Source organism: Dactylosporangium sp. CS-033363 (assembly GCF_050942475.1).
In the GTDB taxonomy this organism is placed as follows: Bacteria; Actinomycetota; Actinomycetes; order Mycobacteriales; family Micromonosporaceae; genus Dactylosporangium.
The window spans coordinates 4,934,468-4,959,076 of the sequence record NZ_CP192032.1 but is presented as its reverse complement, the minus strand read 5'-3'; the positions used below and the strand labels follow the sequence as shown (position 1 = coordinate 4,959,076).

General features: G+C 75.2%; 19 protein-coding genes. 14 read left to right on the top strand and 5 right to left on the bottom strand.

Annotated features, from left to right (window positions below):
• Window positions 1–54 precede the first annotated feature (54 nt).
• A complete protein-coding gene (locus ACQPZ4_RS23000) occupies window positions 55–1,422 on the top strand; it encodes a hypothetical protein (RefSeq protein ID WP_433064740.1) in 1,368 nt (455 codons plus the stop codon).
• Window positions 1,423–1,425: 3 nt separating this feature from the next.
• Here the strand turns inward: ACQPZ4_RS23000 and ACQPZ4_RS22995 are convergent, their stop codons facing one another.
• Window positions 1,426–1,743 (bottom strand): STAS domain-containing protein, encoded by a 318-nt coding sequence (locus ACQPZ4_RS22995; protein ID WP_433064737.1) that lies wholly within the window; start codon window positions 1,741–1,743, stop codon window positions 1,426–1,428.
• Window positions 1,744–1,831: 88 nt separating this feature from the next.
• On the opposite strand from ACQPZ4_RS22995, the gene ACQPZ4_RS22990 reads away from it, so the two are divergent.
• Complete coding sequence (locus ACQPZ4_RS22990; RefSeq protein ID WP_433064735.1) at window positions 1,832–3,622, top strand: SpoIIE family protein phosphatase; 1,791 nt, start codon at window positions 1,832–1,834, stop codon at window positions 3,620–3,622.
• Here ACQPZ4_RS22990 and ACQPZ4_RS22985 read toward each other — a convergent pair.
• On the bottom strand, window positions 3,579–3,911 hold the full coding sequence (locus tag ACQPZ4_RS22985; protein WP_433064732.1) for an STAS domain-containing protein: 333 nt from the start codon (window positions 3,909–3,911) through the stop codon (window positions 3,579–3,581). The genes ACQPZ4_RS22990 and ACQPZ4_RS22985 overlap by 44 nt on opposite strands.
• A gap of 107 nt (window positions 3,912–4,018) precedes the next feature.
• Between ACQPZ4_RS22985 and ACQPZ4_RS22980 the strand changes: the two genes are divergently transcribed.
• Both ACQPZ4_RS22980 and ACQPZ4_RS22975 read left to right on the top strand, forming a co-directional pair.
• Window positions 4,019–4,516 carry a GNAT family N-acetyltransferase gene (locus ACQPZ4_RS22980; protein WP_433064730.1) on the top strand — a complete coding sequence of 166 codons (498 nt, stop codon included), beginning with the start codon at window positions 4,019–4,021 and terminating at the stop codon, window positions 4,514–4,516.
• A gap of 5 nt (window positions 4,517–4,521) precedes the next feature.
• The gene (locus ACQPZ4_RS22975) at window positions 4,522–4,785 is read left to right on the top strand and encodes a hypothetical protein (protein ID WP_433064727.1); all 264 of its coding nucleotides are present in this window, start codon (window positions 4,522–4,524) and stop codon (window positions 4,783–4,785) included.
• A gap of 223 nt (window positions 4,786–5,008) precedes the next feature.
• Here the strand turns inward: ACQPZ4_RS22975 and ACQPZ4_RS22970 are convergent, their stop codons facing one another.
• Window positions 5,009–5,476 (bottom strand): DIP1984 family protein, encoded by a 468-nt coding sequence (locus tag ACQPZ4_RS22970; RefSeq protein ID WP_433064724.1) that lies wholly within the window; start codon window positions 5,474–5,476, stop codon window positions 5,009–5,011.
• Window positions 5,477–5,518: 42 nt separating this feature from the next.
• Here ACQPZ4_RS22970 and ACQPZ4_RS22965 point away from each other — a divergent pair, with 42 nt between their 5' ends.
• From ACQPZ4_RS22965 to ACQPZ4_RS22920, 10 genes are all read left to right on the top strand, one after another.
• The gene (locus ACQPZ4_RS22965) at window positions 5,519–5,974 is read left to right on the top strand and encodes a pyridoxamine 5'-phosphate oxidase family protein (protein ID WP_433064721.1); all 456 of its coding nucleotides are present in this window, start codon (window positions 5,519–5,521) and stop codon (window positions 5,972–5,974) included.
• 100 nt (window positions 5,975–6,074) lie between these two features.
• Entirely contained in the window at window positions 6,075–7,973 is a 1,899-nt protein-coding gene (locus tag ACQPZ4_RS22960; RefSeq protein WP_433064718.1) for an Hsp70 family protein, read from the top strand.
• A 5-nt stretch (window positions 7,974–7,978) separates the two neighbouring features.
• Window positions 7,979–9,337 (top strand): Hsp70 family protein, encoded by a 1,359-nt coding sequence (locus ACQPZ4_RS22955; RefSeq protein ID WP_433064715.1) that lies wholly within the window; start codon window positions 7,979–7,981, stop codon window positions 9,335–9,337.
• Between the two features lie 31 nt (window positions 9,338–9,368).
• Window positions 9,369–10,823 (top strand): Hsp70 family protein, encoded by a 1,455-nt coding sequence (locus tag ACQPZ4_RS22950; RefSeq protein ID WP_433064712.1) that lies wholly within the window; start codon window positions 9,369–9,371, stop codon window positions 10,821–10,823.
• Window positions 10,824–10,834: 11 nt separating this feature from the next.
• Window positions 10,835–12,820, top strand: coding sequence for a dynamin family protein (locus ACQPZ4_RS22945; RefSeq protein WP_433064709.1), 1,986 nt, complete (start codon window positions 10,835–10,837; stop codon window positions 12,818–12,820).
• Window positions 12,817–14,520, top strand: coding sequence for a dynamin family protein (locus ACQPZ4_RS22940; RefSeq protein WP_433064706.1), 1,704 nt, complete (start codon window positions 12,817–12,819; stop codon window positions 14,518–14,520). Before ACQPZ4_RS22945 ends, ACQPZ4_RS22940 begins: the two co-directional genes overlap by 4 nt.
• Window positions 14,517–16,838, top strand: coding sequence for an Hsp70 family protein (locus ACQPZ4_RS22935; protein WP_433064704.1), 2,322 nt, complete (start codon window positions 14,517–14,519; stop codon window positions 16,836–16,838). The genes ACQPZ4_RS22940 and ACQPZ4_RS22935 overlap by 4 nt, the downstream gene beginning before the upstream one ends.
• Entirely contained in the window at window positions 16,831–18,786 is a 1,956-nt protein-coding gene (locus tag ACQPZ4_RS22930) for a dynamin family protein (protein WP_433064701.1), read from the top strand. The genes ACQPZ4_RS22935 and ACQPZ4_RS22930 overlap by 8 nt, the downstream gene beginning before the upstream one ends.
• Entirely contained in the window at window positions 18,783–20,345 is a 1,563-nt protein-coding gene (locus tag ACQPZ4_RS22925) for a dynamin family protein (protein ID WP_433064698.1), read from the top strand. The genes ACQPZ4_RS22930 and ACQPZ4_RS22925 overlap by 4 nt, the downstream gene beginning before the upstream one ends.
• Window positions 20,339–22,528, top strand: coding sequence for an Hsp70 family protein (locus tag ACQPZ4_RS22920; protein ID WP_433064695.1), 2,190 nt, complete (start codon window positions 20,339–20,341; stop codon window positions 22,526–22,528). The genes ACQPZ4_RS22925 and ACQPZ4_RS22920 overlap by 7 nt, the downstream gene beginning before the upstream one ends.
• A gap of 3 nt (window positions 22,529–22,531) precedes the next feature.
• On the opposite strand, the gene ACQPZ4_RS22915 is transcribed toward ACQPZ4_RS22920, so the two are convergent.
• The gene (locus tag ACQPZ4_RS22915) at window positions 22,532–24,052 is read right to left on the bottom strand and encodes a PH domain-containing protein (RefSeq protein ID WP_433064691.1); all 1,521 of its coding nucleotides are present in this window, start codon (window positions 24,050–24,052) and stop codon (window positions 22,532–22,534) included.
• Window positions 24,049–24,576 carry a PH domain-containing protein gene (locus tag ACQPZ4_RS22910; RefSeq protein ID WP_433064688.1) on the bottom strand — a complete coding sequence of 176 codons (528 nt, stop codon included), beginning with the start codon at window positions 24,574–24,576 and terminating at the stop codon, window positions 24,049–24,051. Before ACQPZ4_RS22910 ends, ACQPZ4_RS22915 begins: the two co-directional genes overlap by 4 nt.
• Window positions 24,577–24,609 lie beyond the last annotated feature (33 nt).

Sequence of the window (24,609 nt, the reverse complement as noted above, 5' to 3'; positions counted from 1 at the left end):
GCGGGGGCCCTTCGGTCGATGCGGGAGGGCCCCCGCGAGCGGTACCCATGCATCATGAGGCTCGTACGGACCACCGAATTCACACCGTGGAATCGGCCGTATTACTTCTCCGCGGCCGACGGCGGCATCGAACACAACATCGCCGACAGCACGGCGACGTTCAACAACAGCCTGGTGTACAGCATCCTGTTCCAGCAGGGCGGCATCGTCCTCCCGGACACCTTCTTCTTCAACAACGAAGCCGTGCTGCGGCACGTGACGCAGCGCCACAGCAAGTGGTCGTTCCTGCAGCACGCGATGCGCAACGGTCTCGTCGTGCCGTCCTTCCGCAGTGAGACCACCGAGACCTTCGCCGAGGGCCTGGAGGCGATCGGCGCGCAGAACATCCTGGGCCTGGAGCGCGCGCAGTACGAGCGCGCCGGCACGACACCCCAGAAGATGGCCGAGGCATTGGACGACGCCCTGGTCGGCTCCGCCCACGCGCGCCGCGCGTACTGGGAGCGCGACATGGGTGCCGCGTACTCGACGTACCTCGACGATCTGTTCGCGCTGGGCGAGCTTCCCCATCCGGTCACCGAGCGGCAGGCCGAGCTCTGGACGGCGACCGCCGGCTTCCGGCACCGCATCCTTGCCGCGGCGAAGGCGGCGACCGAGGCCGCCGACTCGTCCGGGCGGCCGGGCGTCCGGCGCGGGGAGGTGTGGAACGTCATGGGCCGGCTGCTCGACGTCCACGGCGCCGCGGACAAGTTCGACAAGCCGCGGCAGCTGCTCCAGGCCATGCGGGACCGCCGGGACCGGGACACCATGGAGCAGGTCCAGTACCTGGTCGACCTCGTCAACGTCGCTTACCACAACAGCCAGGCCGACGCCTTCAACGCCAGCCGCCACTCGGTCGCGGCGCTCACACCCATCGCCATCGCCATCGACGCGGACGCCGAGCGCGAGTTCCTCATGCCCTCGACCCTGGAGCTGGAGCTCCTCGTCCCGAGTGTGTGCAGCATTCTCGAAGCTCCGCCGGACAGGGTGCTGGGCGTCTACCGGTCGGGCCTGGCCGAGGAGTACTTCGTCAAGCGCCGCCGGTGGATCGAGAACAGGCTTCCCGAGCGCGACACGGGGCGAGCGGAGGCGATCCAGGCGGCCGCCCGGGAGTACGCGCGCGAACTCTGCCGGGCCGCACCAGGCGTACCCATCAGCCTGACCTTTCTCCTCGGGGGCACCAGCGCGGCGGGGCTCATCAAGGAGGTGGGCAACAGCTACCTCGGCTACCTCGGCAACGTCCAGCCGTCGCTCGCGGCGTATGCGCTGGTGTTCGGCGTCGGCGGGGCGGCCGTGTCGTATCTGGTGACCCGCCCGCGCCTGCCCAGGCAGGAGCGGGTGGTGCTCCAGCGGCCGCCCACGCGGTACCCCGAGCTCGGGAGCTGACGCTCAGGCGGGGGCGGGCTCGATCGTGAAGACGCGGTCGAGGCCGGTGATCTCCAGCAGGCGGGTCAGGTTCTCGCTCGGGGCGCGGATCACCAGCGTGCGGTGGGCCAGGGCGGACGCGCGGTACAGGCGGACCATCGCCGCGAGGCCGGCCGAGTCGCAGAAGTCCACGCCGGCCAGGTCCAGGACGATGGTGGTGAGGTCGGCGGACTCGTGCTCCGCGACGGTCGCCGCCAGGCGGCGGTTGTTGGACAGGTCGATGTCGCCGTTGGCCGTGATGGTCAGCGTGGTGCCGTCGGTGTCGCCGGTCAGCGTGAGCATGGCGGTGCAACGCTACCCCGGCCGCCGTCGCGCCGCCTCCCGGGAGCGAAGCGTGGCGACCGCGGGGCGCGGCCGGTACAGTTCGCGCGTGTCATCCGGTCTTTCGTCCAGCCGGCCGAGTGCCGCGGCCCGCATGGGAGAGGGGCCCGGCGCCGCGGCTCGCACGGGGTTGGGGGCCGCGCCCGACCCGGTGTTCGACCGGTTCGCGGCGATGGTCCGCACCGTCCTGCGCGCGCCCGTCGCCCTCGTCTCGCTGCCCGGGCCGGGCGGCCGCGTGTTTCCGGGCGCGGCCGGACTCGGCGAGCCGTGGGCGACCGAGCGATGGACCCAGGGGTACGTCGCCGATGCGGACGAACCCCTCGCGATCGCCGACGCGCGGTTCGACGAGCGGGTGCCCGGCGGGCTCGGGATCGCCGGGTACGCGGGGGTGCCGCTGACCGACGCCGACGGTACCGTCCTGGGCACGCTCTGTGCGATCGACGCCGTGCCGCGCGCGTGGACCGGCGCGGAGCTGGGGCTGCTGGCCGACCTCGGCGCCGCCTGCTCCGACAGCCTGCGCCTGCGGATCGCGACCCGCCGGGCCGAGGCGGGGCAGGACGCGGCGCTCGACCGCGGCGACCGGCTGCGCGGGGCGTTCGACCGCAGCCAGGTGCTGCTGCACGCCAGCGTGGCGCTCACGGGCACCACGACGATCGACGACGTCGTCGCGGCCGTCGGGCGGCTGGTCAGCAGCGTCCTGGAGCCCGCCGACATCGGCATCGCGCTGTTCGGCGGGGACCCGGAGCTGGCCACGTTCGCGCCGCTGCCGGGCGACCTGGCCGTGCGGTGGGCCGGGTTCGCCGAGTCCGCGCTGCGCCCGGCGGTGAACGCGGCGCGGGCGGGCCGGCTGTACGTGCTGTCGAACCCGCAGGCGATCCGCGCCGCCTTCCCCCAGCCCGCCACCGACCTGGGCCGCCTCGGCTGGCAGGCGGTCGCGTGCGCTCCGCTGCTGCACGGCGACGCCGCGCTGGGCGTGCTCACCTTCGCCTGGCGCGAGCCGCGCGACGTCGACCTGGAGGAGCAGGCGGTGATCCTCACCATCGCCGGGTACGTCACCCAGGCCCTCGACCGCGCCGACCACCTCCACCACGAGCACACCGCGGCCGCCACTCTGCAGCAGGCCCTGCTCACGCCGCTGCCGGCGGTCGCGGGGCTGCACCTGGCGGCCCGGTACATCCCCGCCCACGACGACGACCACGTCGGCGGCGACTGGTACGACGCGATCGTCCTGCCCGGCGGCCGGCTCGCGCTGGTCATCGGCGACGTCTGCGGCCACAGCCTGGAGGCCGCCGCCACCATGAGCGAGCTGCGCAGCATGCTGCGGGCCTTTGTCGCCGACCGGGACGAGCCGCCCTCGGCCACGCTGCGCCGGCTCGACACGGCCTGCCGGGCGCTGCGCCAGGAGATCTTCGCCACCGTCGTGCTGGCCCGCCTCGACCCCGCGCCCGGTGGCGGGTTCACGCTGCGCTGGTCCAACGCCGGCCACCCGCCGCCGACGCTGCTGGCCCCGGGTGCGGACCCCCGCCTGCTCGCCGAGCACGACCTGCTGCTCGGCGTCGACCCGGCGACCCCGCGGCACGATCACACCGTGGAGCTGGCGGAGGGCGGGACGCTTCTGCTGTACACCGACGGGCTCATCGAATCGCGCACGAGCACCCTCGACGCGGGCCTGGCCCGGCTGCACGAGGTGTTGCGCGAGCGCCCCGGCGACGGCGCGAGGCGGATCGCCGACCACGTGGTCGCGCACACCGACACGCACCGGCACGACGACGACATCGCCCTGCTCACCGCGCACGCTAGGCGGCGGCCGGCCCCGCGGGAAGCGCCGGCAGGATCGTGAAGATCTGATCCAGCGCGGTCAGCCGGAACGTGCGCAGCAGCCGCTCGTGCGGGCTGATCAGCGTGAGGTGCTGCCCGCGCCCGACCAGCCGCTGATAGATGCTGACCAGCACCCCGAGCCCGCTGGAGTCGATGAACTGGACCGCCGCGACATCGACGTACAGCTCGGCGTCGTGCTCGTCGAGCACCGCGTGCAGGTAGCGCCGCAGCTCGTCCGAGGTGGCGATGTCGAGGTCCCCGGCCGCCGTCACCACCGTCGCGCCCGCTCCGGGCAGCACCGACAACTCCACGAGGTCCCCACATCCACCAGCACGGGCCGACGTGGACCGTGCCAGCGATCGTAGCTCTCGCGCGCACCGAAGTCCGTCACCGGCGCGACCCGGTTACGCTCGGTCGAGTGGCCCGCGGATCCCCCCGACCGGACGACAGCACGCTCGTGTTCGACGCCATGCACCGCCGCGACGTGCCCGCGGTGTCCGCCATCGAGCGCGTGAGCTTTCCGACACCGTTCCCTCCCCGGGTGTACCGTGCTGTGCTCGCCGACCCCGCCGCCCGCTGGCGGGTCGCCCGCTGCGCGGACAGGTCCTCGATCGCCGGTTACGTCGGCTGGTTCCTGGCCCCGGACGCTCGCGCCCACCTCGCCAAGATCGCCGTCGCCCCGGCCTGGCGCCGCCGCCACGTGGGCGACCGGCTCCTGCGGCACACCCTCGACACCGCCGCCCACGAGGGCGCCGAGCTGCTCACCCTGGAGGTCCGCGTCACCAACACCCCGGCGCTGGCGTTCTACCGCAAATGGGGCTTCGCCGAGCTGTACCGCTCACCAGCCCACTATCCGGACACCGGCGAGGACGGCCTCATCCTGGCCCACACGATCATCCCGCCGCGCTCAGGGTGAGGGGCGTGGATTCGACGGTACCGATGCTGCTGCTCGACCTCGACGGCGTGCTCAATCCCTTCGGCGCGGCGGCATGCCCCGACGGCTACCAGGAGCGGGTCTTCTTCGAGGGCGAGGAGCCCGGCCGGTACTGCCCGCAGCACGCCGCCTGGATCCGCGAGCTCGCCGATGCCGGGGAGCTGTGGTGGCCGACCGCCTGGATGGCGGTGGGCGGACGAGCGCGCGGCGCGGCGACGTCGACCGTGTGCTCGCGTGGTGTCGCGCGATGAAGTGACGCGGAGTACCCCGTACCCGCCCTCGCCGTCGTGGATCCGCACCTGGTTGTGTGGCGTACACCGTGCCCCGTTACCTGTGTGCCGTGCTGGGCATGCGATGTGAACCGGGGAGTCGAACCCCGGCGCCTGCCCTCAGGCGCACCAGGAGGGAGCCGAATTACCCGTCGGCCCTCGGGTCGGTGCGCGCCTCCAACGACGACTACCTGCTCCGCGTCCTCTAGTCCAGGAGGTCGGCCTCCCAGTTCGTACGCTGGATCAGCGTGTCCACCTCGCGCAGCTCGCGCGCCAGGTCGTCGGCCTCGCGGCGCAGTTCCGCAACCGGCAGGGCGGCGATCATCCGCAGCTCCGACCGCAGCTGCCGCACCCCGCGCTGGCCCTCCCCGGCCGCCGCGCCGGCCGCCGACGTGACCAGCTTGTGCCGGAAGCGCAGCACGTCGCGGCGCGCCAGGGCGTCGGTGAGCGTGCCGCCGCCGGCGAGCTGGGTCGCCGAGTTGGTGCGGTTGATCCGGCGCATGAGCATCTCGAGCTCGCCCAGCCGGGAGCCCGCCTCGGCCAGCAGCGCCGCCGCGTCCTCGGCCGGCTCCTCGCCCTCCTGGTACCGCGCGGACGCCGTGATCCGCGCCTGCAGCTGGTTCACCTGCCGCGCCGCGTCCGCCCGCAGCGCCAATGCCTCGGCGAGTTTCATGGTCAATGTTGTATCAAACCCCCGGGATGGAATCATGGGCGCATGACGGCTTGGCGGGACGTTGAGCGGGCGGCGCCCGAGTTTGCGCAGCGCGTGCAGGCGTTGTTCGACGCGCACAAGCACAAGACCATGGCGACGGTACGGGCCGACGGCGGGCCGCGCATCTCCGGGATCGAGGCGGCCTTCGAGGGCGGCGAGCTCACGTTCGGCTCGATGAGCGGCGCGCGCAAGGGGGCCGACCTGAAACGGGATCCGCGGTTCGCGTTGCACAGTGCGACCGTCGACCCCGTCGAGGGGGCCGAGGCGCAGTGGCCCGGCGAGGCCAAGATCGCCGGGCGGGCCGTGCCGGCGGCGGCCGAGGGGGAAGGCGGGGAGGGCGACCGGTTCCGCGCCGACATCGCCGAGGTCGTGCACACGCATCTCAACCCGGAGGCGACGCTGCTCGTCGTCGAATGGTGGACGCCGGAAGGCGGACTGCACACAGTGGAACGGGAGTAACAGCCGGAAACAAGGCACCAACCGGACACCGAGTTCGGAATCTCCGGGGGTGCCCCGGGGTGGCAGCGGCACGGTACCTCTTGGACATGGGGACTTGCCGATGACCGAACCGGTCCTCTGTGTCGACTTCGGGACCAGCACCACCCAGGCCACCCTCGTCACGGCGGCCGGCGCGCAGCCGCTGCACGACCCGGCCAGCGGCTCCACGAGCTGGCCCACCGCCGTGTTCGCCGACGACGACGCGCTGCTCGTCGGGCGGGCGGCGGAGAAGCGCAAGCGGGTGCGGCCCGGGGCGTACCGGCACGAGTTCAAGCGGGAGCTCGGGCAGAGCGCCGCGCTCGTGGTCGGCGGGGCGCCGTTCGACGCGACCCACCTGCTGACCGTGCTGCTGCGGGCGTTGCGCGCCGAGGCCGAGCGGCTGCTCGGCGGGCCGGTCGGTGCCGTGCTCATGACCATGCCCGCGTCGTACGGCCCGGACGACCCGCGGCGGGCCGCGCTGCTCACCGCGTGCGGCAACGCCGGGCTGGGGATCGCCGAGCTGCTGCCCGAGCCGGTCGCGGCCGCCCTCGCGCCGGCCGCCGGGAGCGGGTTCAAGCCGGGCGAGCTGGTCCTCGTCTATGACCTGGGCGGCGGGACGTTCGACACGGCGCTGGTGCGGCTGGGCGCGGCGCGGCACGAGATCGTGGGGTTCGAGGCGGTCGAGGACTGCGGCGGACGGGACCTGGACGCCGCGGTGTACGCCGCCGTGCTCGACAAGCTCGGCCGCCCCGACCCGCTGCGGGCCGGCAACGTGGAGCGGGACGCGGCGCTGCGGGCCCGGCTCGACCTCATGGACCTGGCCGTCGAGCTCAAGCACCAGCTCTCCGACGGGCCGACGGCCGGCGAGTTCACCCGGGACGACCAGCTGGTCGAGATGACCCGCGACGAACTGGGCAAGCTGGCGGTACCGCTGGTGGAGCGCACCTTGGAGTGCTGCCGGGCCCTGCTGGTGCGCTGCGAGGTCGCGCCGGACGAGATCGCGGGAGTGCTCGCGGTCGGGGGCAGCACCCGCAGCCCGGTCATCGCCGCCGCCGTGGCCGCGGGGCTCGGGCTGCCCGTGCGCCAGGCCGAGGACCCGCAGCACGCGGCCGTGCGCGGGGCCTGCGAGTGGGCCCGCCAGACGCCGCACCGGACCATCGCCGGCGCGCCGCCCGGGCCCGGGGTCAACCCCCTGGCGTGGACGCTGCCCGGCGGGCGGGCCACGGTCGTCGAGCGCCGCCCGGAGGGCACCGACTTCGCGGCCGGCGAGGCGCTGGCCCGGGTGCGCGCCGCCGACGGCAGCCTGCATCAGCTCGTGGCCGGCTCCCCCGGCCGCATCCTGCACTGGCAGGCGCTGCTCGGCCAGCGGGTGCTCAGCGGCGACTGGCTCGTCACCACCCGGTCAGCCGTCGCCACCGCCCCGCGCCTGGTCGCCGGCAGCAAGCCGCGGCGGTTCACCATTGGCGCGAACCGGCTGCGCGCCATCGCGTTCAGCCCGGACGGCCGGTACTTCGCGGTCATCGGCACGGGCGGCTGCATGCTCTTCGCGGTGACCGGGCCGGGCCGGCTGAACGTGCGCGCGGCCGGGATCGCCAAGTGGCTGGCCTTCGGAGCCGACGGCACGACCCTGCTCACCGGGAGCGGCGCGGACGTCAAGGCGTTCCGCGTCCTCGTGCCGACGCCGGACGGGCTCGCCCTGGCCGGCGCGGTCACCGAGGTCACGGCGCCGGACGTCACCCCGCCGCCCGCGCCGGACGTCGTGTCCGCCCTCGCGCCCGGGGCCCGGCTGCTCGCGGTCGTCATGCGCCGCAGGATCGTCGTGTGGTCGCTCGACGCCGGAACGACCGTGCTGAACCTGGCCACGGAGGGCTCCGTCGACGCGATCGCGTTCAGCCGCGACGGCTCCCGGCTCGCGGTCGGCAGCAGCGAGAGCGGCTCCGTCGACGTGTACTCCATCACCAGCGCGGTCCAGGAGGAGTGAGCGGCATGGGCGGCGCGGTGCTCGCCATCGACTTCGGCACGACCAGCTCGGCGGCGACGCTGACCGACGGCGTGCGCCGGGTCCAGCTGCGCGAGCCGGGCAGCGGCGGCTGGACCTGGCCGTCGGCGGTCTTCTTCGACGGGCGCAAGCCGGTGGTCGGCACCGCCGCGGTCAGCCGGCGGCGGCTGCGGCCGGGCGGGTTCCGCGACGAGCTCAAGCGGCACCTGGGGCAGGGCACGCCGCTGTACCTCGCCGAGCGCCCACTGCGCACCGTCGATCTCGTCACGCTCATCCTGCAGGCGATCCGGGAGGAGGCCGAGCGGGTCCACGGCGCCCGGGTCGCCCGCGCCGTCATCACCGTGCCCGCCTCGTACGGCCCCGACGACCTGCGCGCCCGGGACATGCTCGAGGCGGCCCGCAACGCCGGGCTGCCCGCCGCCGAGCTCGTCGCCGAGCCGGTCGCGGCCGCGCTCGCCCCGGTCGCCGGCGAGCCGCTGCCGCCGGGTGCGACCGTCCTCGTGTACGACTTCGGCGGTGGCACCTTCGACGCCGCCCTCGTCCGCCTCGGGGCGGGCGACGGGGCCCCGCACACCGTCCTCGGCGCGGCCGCCCTCGACGACTGCGGCGGGCGCGACCTCGACGCCGCCGTGATCGCCCACCTGCGCGCGGCCGGCGGCGCGACCCTCGCCGGGGTGCTGGACGCGGCCGAGGACGCCGACGACGACGCCCGCCTGTCCGCGGCCCGCGACACGATGGAGTTCGCCGAGTTCGCCCGGCAGCTCAAGCACCGGGTCAGCGCCGAGACCGCGGCCGACGACTACTTCCGCGCGGCCGGGCTGGTGCTGCGCCTGGACCAGCAGCGGCTGCGGCTGCTCGCCCAGCCGCTGCTGGAGCGCACCACCGACTGCTGCCGGCGGCTGCTCGACGACGTGCGGCCCGGCCCGGTCGCGGCGGTCGTCCTGGTCGGCGGGTCGAGCCGGCTGCCGGGCGTGACCGACCACCTGGCCCGCACCCTCGCGCTGCCGGTCCGCCAGGCCGAGGACGTCGAGGTCGCCGTCTCGCAGGGCGCCGGGGTGTGGGCCACGGGCGGCGCGGTGCTGACGGCCACCGCGCAGGCGCCGCGGCCGGAGCGCCAGCCGCTGTCGTGGACGCTGCCGGCCGGTCCGGCGACCGTGGTCGAGTGGCTGGTGGGGCCCGGGCAGCGGTACACGGCGGGGCAGGTCCTGGGAAGGGTGCGGGCGGCCGACGGGTCGCTGATCGACCTGGCCGCGGCCGGCGCCGGGCGGGTCCAGGTGCAGCACGCGCACCAGGGCGACGCCGTGCTCACCGGGGACTGGATCGTCACCGTCGACACCACCGGCTGACAACGCGACGAGAACCGGGACGGAGCGAGGCTTGGACAAGGACAACCGGCCGGTGCTGGTGGTCGACTTCGGCACGTCGGCCTCCTCGGCCGCGCTCGTCGACGGCGGCGGGCGGCTGCGGCTGATCAAGGAGCCGGCCAGCGGCCTCTACTCGTGGCCGTCCGCGGTGTTCCGGCAGGGCGACCGGCTCCTGGTCGGCTCGGCCGCCGCCGGGCGCAAGCGGGGCGCGCCGGCCGCGTTCCGGGCCGAGTTCAAACGCGACCTGGGGCAGAGCGCGCCGGTACTGCTCGGCGAGCACCCCTATCGCGCCGGCGACCTCGTCGCCGCCCTCCTGCGCGCCTACGGCGAACTGGCCGCGGAGATCGCCGGCGGGCCGGTCGAGCGGCTGGTGCTGAGCGTGCCCGCGGCGTACGGCCGGCACGACCCGCGCGCCGCCGAGATGATCGCGGCCGGGGAGGCGGCGGGCTTCGCCGAGGTCGAGCTGGTCGTCGAGCCGGTCGCGGCCGGGCTGGGCCCGCTGACCGGCCCGCCCTTCGGCGACGGGGACGTGGTGCTGGTCTACGACTTCGGGGGCGGCACGTTCGATGCGGCGCTGGTGCGGTACGGCCGCGACGGCCACCACACCGTGCTCGGCCACGCCGCCCTGGACGACTGCGGCGGCCGCGACATCGACGGGCTGATCGCGGCCCGGGTCGCCACCGAGTCGGGCGAGGACCTCGGGCTCACCGGCGACGCGGCGCTGCGCGCCCGGCTGCACCTGACCGACTTCGCGCGCGGGCTCAAGCACCAGCTCAGCGCGTCCGACGAGGTCGAGGACTACCCGTCGCCGACGGCCGCGCCGGTGGTCCTGCGCACCGAGGACCTGGCGGCGCTGGCCGGGCCGCTGCTGCGTCGCACGCTGGCGTGCTGCCGGACGCTGATCGCCCGGGCCGGCGAGGATCCCGGCGCGGTCCTGCTCGTCGGCGGGACGACCCGGATGCCGCTGGTCGCCGCGGCGGTGGCGGCGGAGTTCCGGGTGCCGCTGCGCCGGGCCGAGGATCCGGAGCTGGCCGTGGTACTGGGGGCAGCCCTCCTCGCCGGCCGCTCCCACGAGCGCGACATCACCGCGGGGCGCCCGGTCGCCAACCGGCTGCCGCTGAGCTGGGACCTGCACGGGTCCTCGGCGACGCTGGTGCGCTGGCTGGTCGCGGAGGGCGCCGCGTTCGGAGCGCGCGAGCTGCTCGGGATCGCCCGCTCCGACGACGGGGCGCTGTGGCGGCTGCGCGGCCCGGAGGAGCCCGGCCGGATCGTGGCCCAGCAGGCCCGGCCCGGCGCCGCGTTCACCTCCGGCGACTGGATCGTCAGCGTCGACCTGGCCCCGACGCCGCTGCGGGCCGAACGCCCGCTCGCAGCAACTCGATGGCGGGACCTCACGCGCGTCCGGGAGACGCCCGCGCCCCGCGTCACCTTCCCGGCCACCAGCGGCACCGACGACGACTTCATCTGAAGGGGAACGCCATGACCGACGACGAGCGCGCGGACGACGTGACGCTGAGCGATGCCGCCGAGGCGTTCGAGCTGCTGCGCGACGAGGCCCTCGGCCTGTTCGAGGTGCTCGCCGGGACCGCCGCCGAGAGCAAGGCCGAGGAGAGCATCCGCCGCCTCGGCGCGGCCCGCGAGCGCCTCGCCGAGGGGCGCCTCTCCGTGGTCGTCTGCGGCGAGTTCAAGCGCGGCAAGTCGACGCTGCTCAACGCGCTGCTCGGGGAGCAGGAGCCGCTGCTGCCGGTCGACACCGTGATCGCCACGCGGCTCGTCACCACCGTGGCCTACGCCGAGACCGAGTCCATCACGGTCGTGCTGGAGGGTGTCGACGGCGGCCCCGAGCAGCGCCGGGCGATCACCCGGGAGCAGATCGCGGAGTACGTCACGGAGCTCGGCAACCCGCAGAACGTCAAGCGCGCGCTGCTGCTGGAGATCCTCACCCCGAACCCGCGGCTGCGCTCCGGCATCCGGTGGGTCGACACGCCCGGGGTCGGCGGGATGTTCGAGGAGCACACGGCGGCCACGATGGCGTACCTGCCGACGGCCGACGCGGTGCTGTTCGTCTCCGACACGACCAAGCCGCTGACCCAGAGCGAGCTGACCTTCCTGCGCAGCGCCACCACCGCCGCGCAGGTCGCCGACGACCCCGACGGCCAGCTGTACGTGCTGACCCGCATCGACACCGTCGGCGACGTCACCCCGCACCTGCAGGACATGCGGGCCAAGGTCGCCGCGGCCACCGGGCGTCCGGCCGGGTCCGTCGAGGTGGTGCCGGTGTCGGCGCGGGCCCAGCTGCACTGGCTGGAGTCCGGCGACGAGCTCGACCGCGAGGTGGCCGGGTTCGACCGGCTGGAAGCCGTCATCTGGAGCACCCTGCACCGCCGGCGCACGACGCTGCTGCTCGGCGGCGCGCTGGCCGATCTCGATCTGACCGCGCAGGCGCTGCTCGGGCCGGTGGACATCGCGATCGAGGCGCTGCGCAAGGACGGTACCGCCGAACTGGCCGCCCTCCGCGAGCAGATCGCGGCCAAGCAGCGCCGGCTGCAGGTGCTGCGGCAGGGCTCGGGCGCGTGGACGGGCGAGCTGCACCGCAAGGTCGCCGAGCTCGGCGGGCTGCTGAAGCGGCGGGCGGCGGCCGGGCTCAACGAGGTCTGGCAGCGGGTGGCGACCGACTACGTGTACCGCAACGAGTTCCTCGACGACACCAGCCGGCTGGTCGGGCAGATCACCGCGGACGCGTCCATGGTCGTCGGCGGGCTCAACGACCTCGCGGCGCGGGAGGCGTCCCGGGTCCTGGCCGAGGTCGCGGCCCAGAGCGAGCTGCAGCTGACCCGGCCGCGGCTGGCCACGCTGCCGAACCCGCCGGTGCCGACCCTCGCCGTCACCGGCGGCCTGGGCGCGGCCGACCGGCCCAACCGGATGCCGGCCCGGCTGCGCGAGATGGGGTGGGCGTCGAGCACCGGCGGCACCCTCGGCGGCGCGGTCGGCTACACGGTCGGGGCGATCATCGGCACGCTCGTCGCGCCCGGGCCCGGCACCGTCGCCGGCGCGCAGTTCGGGGCCTGGATCGTCGGCGCCATCGGCACGCTCTGGGGCGCCTCGATGGGCTGGCAGCACTCCCGCAACGAGGAGGCCAAGGCCGACCGCGAGGCCCGCCGGCGCAGCCTCACCCAGGAGCTGGCCGCGCTGCGCCAGGGCCAGCAGGCCCACCTCGAGCAGGCGCTGGCCGAGCTGCAGAGCGGCCTGACCCAGGCCCTCGCGGCCGAGCTGAGCAGCCGCATCAGGCAGGAGCTGGAGAGCGCCGACGACACGGTCAAGCGGCTGGAGCGCCAGCGGGAGGGCAGCGTCGCGGAGGCCGAGCGCCGCCTCGGCGAGCTGCGCGCCGAGCGGGAGCCGCTGCAGAAGGCCGCGACCCGCATCGCCGAGCTGACCAAGAGCGCGGCCACCCTGGCGGGCCGGTGAACCGCAAGCCCGTCAGTGCGGCCGAGGCGGCCTTCGCCCGCGCCGGCGCCGTCCTCGACGGGGTGCCGGGCGACGAGGCCGGGCACGCCCGCCGGATCCTCGGCGAGGTCCGGGCGCGGCTGGGCGAGCGGCTGCGCGTCGCGCTCGTCGGGCGGATCAGCTCCGGCAAGTCCACGCTCGCCAACGCGCTGCTGCGGGCGCCGCTCGCGCCGACCGGGGCCCTGGAGCTCACGTTCAACGTCAGCCGGTTCCGCCACGCCGAGCACCCGTCGCTGACGGTGCACTTCACCGACGGGGCCGAGCCGGAGCGGCACGACCTCGGGCACCTCGACCGGCTGGCCGCGCGGGCCCGGGAGCGCGACGCGGACCTGCGCCGGTTCCTGCTGCGCATCGACCACCTGGAGGTCGGCCTGCCCAACCCCGGGCTGGCCGACTACGACCTGGTCGACACGCCCGGCCTCGACTCGTCGCTGCAGGACGACTCGGCCAACGCGCTGCGCTGGCTGGGCCGCAGCGGCGACGACATCACCGACCTGTCCGCCCGCCACGCGAGCCGCGCCGACGCGCTCATCATGGTCTTCGACCGCGGCCTGGCCAAGTCCGACGCGGAGCTGCTGGCCGACTTCACGCGGGCCGGGCTCGGCGGCTCCGGCCCGGTGACGACGGTCGGCGCGCTGACCAAGGTGGAGTACTACTGGCCGGAGCACCCCGACCCGATCGCCCAGGGCCGCCGCGTCGCCGACATGATGATGCGCAACGCGGGCGCGGACCGGCTGCTGTTCGAGCTGCGCCCGCTCGCGGGCCTCGTGGCCGCGGCGGCGGGCACGTTCACCGCCGACGACTGCACAGACCTTCAAGCCTTGGCATCGGTACGTCCAGAGCTGCTCCAGTCCCGCCTGCGCCTCGGCCCCGCGTTCGCCGGACGCGACCTGCCCGAGCTGCCGGTGCGGCGGGACCGGCGGGCGGCCCTGCTGGACCGGTTCGGCGGCTGGGGCGTGTGGCTGTCCACGGAGCTCATCCGCGCGGGCTGCACGAGCGCCGAGGAGCTGCGGGCCGGGCTGCTGGAGCGCAGCGGCCTGACCGGCTTCCGGGAGCTGCTGCTGGGGCACTTCGCGGCCCGGGCGGAGGTGATCGGCCTCGACCGCGTGGTGCAGGAGGTCCGCTCCCTCGAGCGCCCGATGCCGCCCGCGCAGACACCCGTCACTCCCCCGCCCCACGGCGGCGCGCCACACGACGGCGCGCCACACGACGGCGCGCCACACGACGGTGCGCCACACGACGGCGCGGCGGCGTCGGGCCAAGCGGCCGGCGCGGCAGGGATCGCGGCCGAGGCGGCGAGCCGGCGGGCCGTGAACCGGGCGGTGGCCGAGGTGACCGGCCTGGCGGTGACCGTGCACGCGTTCGCCGAGCTGACCGTGCTGCGCGACCACTACGCGGGGCGGTTGGCGTTCGGGACGGCCGAGACCGAGGAGCTGCTGCGGGTGCTCGGCGAGCGCGGCCGCACCCCGGCCGAACGGCTCGGCCTGCCGCCGGACAGCGACCCGGACGCGCTGCGGAAACGGGCGCTGACCAGGATCGAGCACTGGGCCACCACCGAACTGACCCGCGTCCACAGTGGACGCACCCGGGTCGCGGCGGGCGTGATCCGGCGCGCCTACGAGGTTCTGCTCGACCAGCTGCGGGTGGAGGAAAACGCATGAACGACGAGGCGGTTCTCGTTCTCGACATCGGCACGTCCACGTCGGCCGCGGCGCTGGTCGTCGGGGACACGGTACGGCTGGTCAAGGAGCGCTCCGGCGAGTCCTGGGTCTGGCCGTCGGTGGCCGCCTGGGACGGCCGGGAGCTGCTGGTCGGCCGGCGCGCCGAGCTGCGCCGGCCCTCCCGCCCCGACATCGCGCGGATCGAGTTCAAGCGCGACCTCGGGGCGAACGTGCCGCTGCGCCTCGGCGACGCCGAGCGGCGGCCCGAGGAGCTGATCGCCGCCCTGGCCGCGGCGATCCGCAACGAGGCGGAGCGGCTGCACGGCGCGCCGATCACCCGGGCCGTGCTGACCTGCCCGGCGAGCTACCGCGCCGGGGACCCGCGCCGCGAGCTGCTCATCGCGGCGGGCGAGGCGGCCGGGTTCGCCGTCGTGGACCTGCTGCCCGAGCCGGTCGCGGCCGCCCTCGCCCCGGTCGCCGGGGCGCCCCTCGCGGCCGGGGACACCGTGCTGGTGTACGACTTCGGCGGCGGCACCTTCGACGCCGCGCTCGTCCGGCTGGCCGCCGACTCCCGCCACGAGGTGCTCGGCCACGCCGCCCTCGACGACTGCGGCGGCCGCGACGTCGACGTGCTCATGCGCCGCGAACTCCTGGCCCTGGCCGGCGAGCCGCTCACCACCTGGCTGACCGGCGACGGCTCGGTCGCGGCCCGGGCCCGCAACGAGGTCGAGTTCGGCGAGTTCGCGGCCTCGGTCAAGCGCTGGCTCAGCGACGAGGAGGAGGTCGAGGCCCGCTTCGCCCCGGCCGACCTGTTCCTCGACGTCGAGCGGGACCGGCTCAGCAAGGCCGTCGACCCGCTCGTGGTCCGCTCCCTCACCCTGTGCCGCGAGCTGCTGGACCGCTGCGGGCTGCGGGCCGAGGACCTGTCGGCCGTGCTCCTCACCGGCGGCACCACCCGGATGCCCGCCATCCTCGCCGCCGTCACCCAGGCCTTCGGCGACCGCGTCCGCCGCGTCGAGGACCCCGAGCTCGCGGTCGCCCAGGGCGCCGCCGCCTGGACCCGCACCGTCACCGACCGCTTCAGCGTGGCCACCCCGCCCGGCCCGGACCTGCGCCCGCTGACCTGGGACCTGCCGGGCGGCAGCGGTACCCTCCTGCGCTGGGAGGTCGCCCCCGGCGCCGACGTCGCCCCGGGCGCGGTACTCGCCCTGCTCCGCCTGGCCGACGGCGGCCTGTGGCAGCTGCGCACCGGCGACCGCCCGCTGCGCGTCCACCGCCTGCACGCCGCGGCCGGTCGGCGCATCGCCACCGGCGACTGGCTCGTCACCGCCGGACCACCCGGCCGCACCGCGCACCGCGCGGCCGGGCCGCGGCCGGTGCTCACCCCGCCGGACCAGGTGTTCGAGGTCCCGTCCGGCGCGGTCCGGGTGTCGCCGGCCGGGGACCGGGCCGTGGTACGCACGAACGGGACGGTGCAGCTGCTGCGGCTGGCCGAGACGGCCGAGCCGCTGTGGAGCGCCGAGGTGGAGGGGCCCCACGTGGCCACCTTCGCGCCCGACGGGTCCCGGATCGCGGTCTGGGCCCACGACCCGGCGAAGGGCGTCCGCAACGTTGCCGTGGTGCTCGATGCCGAGTCCGGGACCGAGCTGCACCGGACCGCGTTCGAGCCGCTCGGCGTGCCGAACGGCGCCACCCTCTACCCGCTCGCCTTCACCGACGCGGAGACCGTGGTCGCGCTGACCCACTACCAGCAGATGACGACCTGGTCACCGGTGAACGGCGCGACGCCGGCCGGCCGGCGCATGGACGGCCTGGCCAACACCAACCCCGTGGTCGTCTCGCCCGGCGCCGAGCTCGTGATCAACGGGCAGCGCCAGCTGTTCGAGCTGCGCAACGGGGCGAACGTCGGGTCGGTCGGCGACCAGTCCGTGAACGCGTTCGCCTGGACCCCGGACGGCCGGCGGCTGGCGGTCGCCGGCAGCGGTGTGATCCGGATCTGGGACGTGCGCACCGGCGAGCGGCTCCTGGAGATCCCGGGCAACGGGCACACCTACGGCCTGCTGCACGTCAGTTCCGACGGCCGCCTGCTCGCCGGGGCCGCGAACGAAGGGCAGGTCTGGGTGTGGGACCTCGGCACCGGCGCGCTGGTCGAGCGGATGCTGCACCAGGCGGTCACCAACGCCGAACTGGCCGGCCCGAACCAGGTGATCGCGCTGGCACCCGCACAGGACCTCGCCTTCACGGCGGACGGCGCCGCGGTCGTGTTCGCGACGCAGCGGACGGTGGCGCGATGGAATCTGGGAGGGCTCGGTGGCTGAGTACGACGTGCTGCGGCAGGAGATCCTGGCGCAGTTCGAGCGGGTCACCCCGCTGGCCCACGGGCGCGGCGCCGAGGTCACCGTGGACCGGCTGTTCGGGGCGCAGGAGCGGCTGCTCGGCGGGCGGCTCACCGTGGTCGTCTGCGGCGAGTTCAACCGCGGCAAGTCCAGCCTGCTCAACGCGCTGCTGAACCAGCCCAACCTGCTGGCCACCGACGCGTTCTTCGCCACCCGGCTGGTCACCACGATCGGGCGCGGGGACCGCGAGGAGGTGTGGGTCACGCTCGACGAGGACCCGCCGCGCCCGGCCGAGCGGCGGCGCATCCGGCGCGACCAGATCGGCGAGTTCACCGCCCAGGGCACCACCAACCCGGACGCCGACCGGGCCCGGCTGGTCGAGATCACGCTGCCCGACGAGCGGATCGCGGCCGGCATGCTGCTCGTCGACACCCCCGGCGTCGGCGGCGTGTTCTACGAGCACACCCGGGTGACCAAGCACTATCTGCCGGCCGCCGACGCAATCGTGTTCGTCGCCTCGGCCGAGGAGCCGCTGAGCAGGTACGAGGTCGACTTCCTCACCGAGGCGGCCCACGCGGTGCGCGGCAGCGACAACCCCGACGCGCTGCTCGTCGCGATCACCAAGGCCGACCTGGTCACCGACATCGACGTGTGGGTCGACGGGGTGCGCCGGCGGGTGGCCGACGCGACGGGGCGCGACGGGGCGGCCGTGCGGGTGTTCCCGGTGTCCAGCCTGGCCAAGCAGGAGGGCCTGGCCATCGACGACGCCGAGCTCATCGAGCAGAGCGGGTTCCCGCGGCTGGAGGCGGCCCTGTGGGCGCAGCTGGCCCGGCACCGCGCGAAGGTCATCCTCGGCGGCGCGCTGGCGGAGCTCGATGCGGCACTGCGGGTACTGCTGCAGCCCTTGCAGTCCGAAGAGGCGGCCCTGCGGGACAGCAGCCGCGACCGCCTCGCCGAGCTGGAGCGCGAGACCGAGCGGGAGTCGGCGCGGCTGGCCGAGCTGGCGGCCGGCGCGGCACCCTGGCGGCTGCGGCTGGACAAGTCCGTCGAGGCGCTGCGCCGCACCCTGGCCGAGCGGGCGGCGGGCGAGTTCGACCGGGTCTGGACGCGGGCCGAGGGCGAGTACGTCGACGAGCGCGAGTACCAGGAGCACCCCGACCGGCTCGGCGCCCGGCTCAACGGCGACCTGGACATGGCGATGACCGCGGTCGGCGAGTGGGGCGGCAAGCAGGCGGCCCAGCTGCAGCGCGACCTCGCCGCCGAGATCGGCCTCGAGCTGGGCAACAGCGCGCTCGGCGCCCTGCCGCCGCCGGGCCTGGTCGACCTCGGCGGGCTGGGCCGGCTGCAGCGCCCGACGCGCACGGAGGAGCGGTACGAGCCCGCCGAGTACCGGACCGTCCGCGAGACCGTCACCCTGGAGCGCAACGTCGTCTCCCGCGGCGCGCGGTCGGTGGTCGGGTTCCTGTTCGGCACGAAGGGGCAGGAGCGCTACGACGCCTTCGTCCCGCCGAAGGTGCGGGTCGTGGAGCGCGAGGAGCTGGTGCGGGCCGAGCGGCGCTGGACCGTCGAGGTGACCGAGGAGATCCCGGCGCACGTCCTCGCGGAGCGGCGCGACCAGCTGCGGGCGGCCGTCGCCGACGGGCGGCGCAACCAGACCCGCACCATCGAGGCGGCCGTCGAGCGGGTGGTCGGCGACTACACCAAGGACATCGCGGCCGAGCTCGACAGCCGGATCAACCGGGAGCAGGAGCGGATCACCGACACCCTGCCGCGGCTGCGGGCGGCCGCCGCCGCGACCGCCGAGCAGGCCGAGGCGCGCCTGGCCGAGCTGGCCGTGGAGCAGGCGCCGCTGCTGGACCTGCGCGACGGCAGCGCCGCGCTGATCGAGCGGGTCACCCGGCTGTCGAGCGTCGGCGAGGACGGCCGGTGACCGAGACCCTGGAGCGCCGCCTGGCCGACGCGTTCGCCGAGGCCGACCGCATCCTCGCCCCGGGCGCCGAGCGGACCCGCCTGCTGCGCCAGGCCCTCGGCGCGATCCGCGAGCGGGCCAGGGCCCTGATGAGCGTCGCCGTCGTCGGGCGGGTCAGCTCCGGCAAATCCACGCTGGTCAACGCGCTTATCGGCGAGCAGCGGGTGGCGACCGGCTCGCAGGAGCTCACCTACAACGTCAACCGTCTCCGGTACGGCACCAAGCCCGGCCTGATGGTCCACTACAAGGACAACCGGCCCCCCGTCCCGTACAGCCTGGAGGCGCTGGAGTCGCTCACCGCACGGCGCGAGGAGCACATGGAGCAGCTGCAGGGCATCCGCGAGGTGGTGGTGGAGACCACGGCGAAGTACCTGCGCAGCTTCGAGCTCATCGACACCCCGGGCCTCGACGCGGTGTTCGGCGACGACTCGCTCAACACCCTCGAGTTCCTGCGCATGGTCCCCGGCGAGATCCGCACCTCGACGCTGCAGCACGCCTCGACCGCCGACGCGCTGCTGCTCGTCGTCGGCATCCGCGGCCCGGCCGAGGCCGACACCCAGCTGCTGGACAACTTCCTGGGCGGCGAGCGGGCCGACGCCACGCCGCTCAACGCACTCGGGGTGCTGACGAAGTGCGAGCACCGGTGGCGGTACGGCGAGGAGCACCCGCTCGTCATCGGCCGCCGGCTCGCCGACCGCACGCTGCGCGAGGCGCCGAACATGCACCGCCGCCTCTACGACCTCACGCCGGTGTGCAGCCTGGTCGGCCTCGGCGCCAGCGTGCTGGACGAGCCGGCCCTGGAGCAGCTGCGCGAGCTGGCCGCGCTCCCGCCCGAGCGGCTGCGCGGCCGCCTGGTGATGGCCGACCGGTTCACCGCCGAGAACGCCGAGCTGCCCCTGGAGCCCGCCCAGCGGCGCCGGCTGTGGGACCAGTTCGCGGCGTACGGCCTCTTCGCGGCCACAACCGCCATCCGCGACGGCATCGACACCCTGGAGCCGCTGCGCGCGCACCTGCTGGCCGACAGCGGGATGGAGGACCTGCGGGCCAAGCTCGTCGACCACTTCGGGCACCGGGCGTCGCTGCTGAAGTTCCACGCCGCGACCGAGCGCATCGGCCGGATGCCGCACGAGCTGGCGGCCGGCCTCGGCCCGCGCGAGCGCACCGCCCTGGACGAGGCGATCGGGGTCTTCACCCGGCTGTCGCTCAACGAGCCGGGGATCGATCAGCTGACGGTACTGCGCAACCTCTACACGGGACGCCTGAACCCGGGCAGCGAGGCGGAGGCCGAGGAGGTCCGCCGCGTGCTCGGCGAGTTCGGCCGGCGCCCGTGCGACCGGCTCGGCGCCCCGCCGGACACCCCGCCGGAGCACCTGCAGAAACTGGCCCGGGAGCGGCACGCCTGGTGGAGCGTGCACTGGATGTCCGGCATCCTGTACGGCCCCGACCGCGAGGCGGCCCGCATCGTCGTGCGCGCCTACGAGTACCTCATCCACGAGCTGAACACGGTGAGCACATGGTGAACCCGGACCCCGTCCTGGCCATCGACTTCGGCACGACGACGACCTCGGCCATCCTCATCGCCGACGGCGCCGAGGAGTTCATCGAGGACCCGAGCAGCCACAGCCGGGCCTGGCCCTCGGCGGTCTGCCTCGACGGTGCCGAGCTCCTCACCGGTACCGCCGCCGAGGTACGCAAACGCCGCCGCCCGACCGAGTACCGGGCCGAGTTCAAGCGCGACCTGGGCGAGACGGTGCCCATCCCGCTCGGCGAGCGCTCGTACTCCCCGCTCGAACTGGTCACCGCCATGCTCGCCGCCGTGCGCCGCGAGGCCGGGCGCGCCGCGGGCCGCCCGGTCACGCGCGCCGCCCTGACCGTGCCCGCGTCGTACACCGGGCACGACCCGCGGCACGCCCTGATGATCCGCGCCGGTACGGACGCCGGCTTCGAGGCCGTCGAACTGCTGCCCGAGCCCGTGGCGGCCGCCCTCGCCCCGATGGCCGGCCCGGCCCCGGCGGACGGCTCGCTCCTGCTGGTGTACGACTTCGGCGGCGGCACCTTCGACACCGCCCTCGTCCGCACCGGCGCCGGCGTCCTGGGCCACGCCGCCCTGGAGGACTGCGGCGGCCGCGACATCGACCGCGCCCTGATCCAGACCCTGCTCGACGCCGAGGCCCGCCTCGCCGGCCACCTCACCTCGCCGCGGGCCCGCATGCAGCTCGACGCCCAGGTCGTGGCGCTCAAGCACCAGCTCAGCCAGGCCACCACGGCCGACGACGACTTCGGCGACACCGACGTGGTGCTCGCCCTCGACCGCGCCGTCGTCGACCGGGTCGTCGCCCCGTTCGTCCGGCGCACCGTCGGCTGCGTCCAGCAGCTGCTGCACCGCTGCGAGATCCGCCTCGACGAGGTCGACGAGGTGCTGCTCACCGGCGGGGTGACCCGCATGCCGGCCGTCGAGGCGGCGGTGCGGGCGGCGCTGGGCCGCCCGATCCGCCTCGGCCGCTCCCGAGAGCTCTCGGTCGTGCAGGGCGCGGCCGCGTTCGCCGCCGCCGCGCCGGCCCGCAGCTGCGCGGCGGTCCCGCCCGAGCCGGGCGAGACCCCGCTGCGCTGGGCCCTTCCCGGCGGCATGGCCACGTTCGTGCGCTGGCTCGCCGGCGACGGCGACCCGATCTCCGGCGGCACGGCGCTGGCCGAGGTCCGCACCGGCGACGGCGCGATCTGGCGGCTCACCGCGGCCGGGGACGGGGTGCTGCGGCGGCGGCACGCGCAGCCGGGCGCCCGCGTGCTCGCCGGCGACTGGCTGGCGACGGTCGCCCCGCCGGCGCACCCGGAGTCCGAGACGGAACCGGACTTCATCCGGCTCACGCACGACGGCCCGGTCGTCGCCGTCGCCTTCAGCCCCGACGGGGCCCGGGTGCTGACCGGCAGCCACGACGACACCGCCCGGATCTGGGACGCCGCGAGCGGTGCCGAGCTCGACCGCCTGGACCTGCGGGGCGGCCGGGGCGCCGTGGCCTGGAACCCGGCCGGCGACGACATCGCCGTGACGCTCGACGACGAGCTGACCTGCCGGGTGGACGCCGACGACATGTACGAGGAGGAGGAGACCGACCACGAGGCCGACGTGCTCCGGATCGCCTGGGCGCCCCGGGCGGACGATCCGGTGTACGCGGTCGCCTGCGCCGACGGCAGCGTGGATCTCGTGGACGAGGACGCCGAGATCGTGCTGAGCCTGACGGGCAACAGCCGGGCCGCGCTGGACGTGGCGTTCGGCCGCGACGGCCGCCGGCTGGTCGTGGGCGGCACCGACGGCGACGCGGTCGTCTTCACCGACGCCGGCGAGGAGCTCCTGCGGGTGTCCCACGGCGCGGCCGTGCACGCCGTGGCCCTCAGCCCGGACGACGCGGTCCTGGCCACCGGCGGCGACGACCGCGTGATCAAGCTGTGGGACGCGGTGACCGGCGACCCGCTGGGCGCGATGCGCCACGACGGGCTCGTCACCGCCGTCGCGTTCGCCCCGGACGGCACCTGGCTGGTGTCCGGGGCGACCGACGCGACGGCGCGGGCCTGGCTCGTCGAGACCGGCAAGGAGCTCGCCCGGCTGGGCCACGACGGACCGGTCAACGACGTCGCGATCAGCCCGGACGGCGAGCGGATCGCGACGGCGGGCGAGGACGGGTCCGCGCGGATCTGGAGCGTCTGAGGGTCACTTCGCCAGGAACTGCTCCAGCAGGCCCGGGACGGCGGTGCGGGCCACCCGCAGGGCCTCGGCGTCGGGGACGTCGAGGACGGAGTAGCGCTGGCGGCCGCCCGCCGTCGTCGCCGTCAGGGTGGTCAGGCCGGCACGGCGCTGGAACAGGGACGCGGTGAGGTTCCAGCCGATGACGGCGTCGGTGCGCAGGACGTACCGGCGGCGGACCAGGCTGCCGTGCCGGGTCACCAGCCAGTCCGGCGTGAGGGCGTGGCCCAGCGAGCGGGCGCGGTCCCAGGCCAGCAGGGCGGCGATCGGCAGCAGGGCCAGGGACGTCCAGAACGCCCACCACGGGGCGCCCGCGAACAGCACGGACGCCAGCGCGATGAGGATCAGCACCGTGGCCACGGTCAGGGCGCGGGTCAGGCGGCGGCGGCTCGCCCGCGGGCCGTGCCGGGTCAGGGCGAGGTGCAGCGGCTCGTCGGTGCCGATGACGGTACCGGCGACGTCCGCCGCGACGGCCCGGGGTGCCGGCGGCAGCAGGATCGAGCCGCCGCGGTCGGCGCCGCGGCCCACGCGCAGGCCGGTGGCGATGGCCAGGACCCGGGCCCCGCGCACCGAGCGCAGCAGCAGCGGCTCGCTGAGCTCGACCCCGCGCAGCCGGCGCTCCTCGATGGTGGTGTTGCGGGTGGTGAGCAGGCCGCGGCGGACGTGCAGGGTGCCGCTGCCGTGCCGGCTCAGCCGGAAGTTCCAGAAGCCCAGCACGTAGCCGATGGTCGAGGCGACCGCGGTGAACACCATGACCCCGGCCGCCACCAGCAGGATCGCGATCGGCAGCGGCCGGTCGCGCAGGTAGTCGAGCACGGCGCGCACGACGCTGACGCGGGTCAGGTCCACGTGGCTCTCGTTGACCAGGCGCGAGCCGATGCCGAACAGCACACCGATCGCCACCAGGCCGGACAGCGTGAACGGGCCGTAGCGGATCCAGGCGGGGTCCAGTACCGCCAAGGGAACCTCGGCCGGCGGCGCCACCGGCTCGGCGCCGGCGACCGGCGCGGGGGCCGGGCGGTGCAGCAGCTCGCGGTGCAGGTTCTCGGCCGCGGCGGCGCTGAGCCCGTCCAGCTTCACGCCGTCGTTCTTCTTGTCGGTCTGCCCGGTGCCGACGGTGACCCGGGCCAGCCCGAAGACCCGGTGCAGCACGTGCGAGGTGACGTCGACGGTGCGGATGCGGTCCCGCGGCACCGTCAGCGTCCGGCGGCGCAGCAGGCCCCGGCGCACCTGCACGTACTCGGGCGTGATCCGGAAGGAGGTGGTGAAGTACCGCAGAAACCCGAGCACGATGCCGATGCCGCCGATGCCGAGCGCCCACCAGCCGCCGTCGCCGCCCTTGTTGCTCTGCACCCCGACCGCCAGCGCGACCAGCGGGAAGATCAGCCGCCGCAGTTCCATCACCGGGTGTACGGCGAGCATCCGCGGACTCAGCCGCCGCCAGCCGCCCCCGGCGTCGACCGCCGCCGGTCCCACGGTCGTGGTCACGTCGCGTCCCCGGTGGTCCGCCCGACCCGCTCGGTCAGGTCGGCCACCAGCTGGTCGGCGTCCACCTTGGCCAGCCCGTCGATCTTGATCGGCCCGGCCGCCGACGCGGTGGTCACGGTGACGTTGGCCAGCTTGAACAGCTGCTCGATCGGCCCGCGCTCGCTGTCCACGGTCTGCACCCGCGAGATCGGCGCGATCCGCCGCTCCTGGCTGATCCACCCGGTCTGCGTGTACACCGCGGTCTCGGTCGCCTCCCACCGGTGCACCCGGTACCGCCACTGCGGCATCACCACCAGGTGCACCGCGGCCAGCACCAGCCACACCGCCGCCACGACCAGGTGCTTCGCCCGCCCCCCATCGTCGGCGAACCACCAGATCGCCTGCGGCACGAGCAACACCACCCACAGCACCACCGCGCGGGCCGCCCAGTACCACAGCGCCCGCGGGCTGACCCTGTTCGCGGGCGGCCGCAGCCGGACCACATCTGCCGTCATCGTCACGCCCTCCACGATCCCATCCCCCATGCCTTCATCATGGGCCCGTCCGTAGCGGAATCA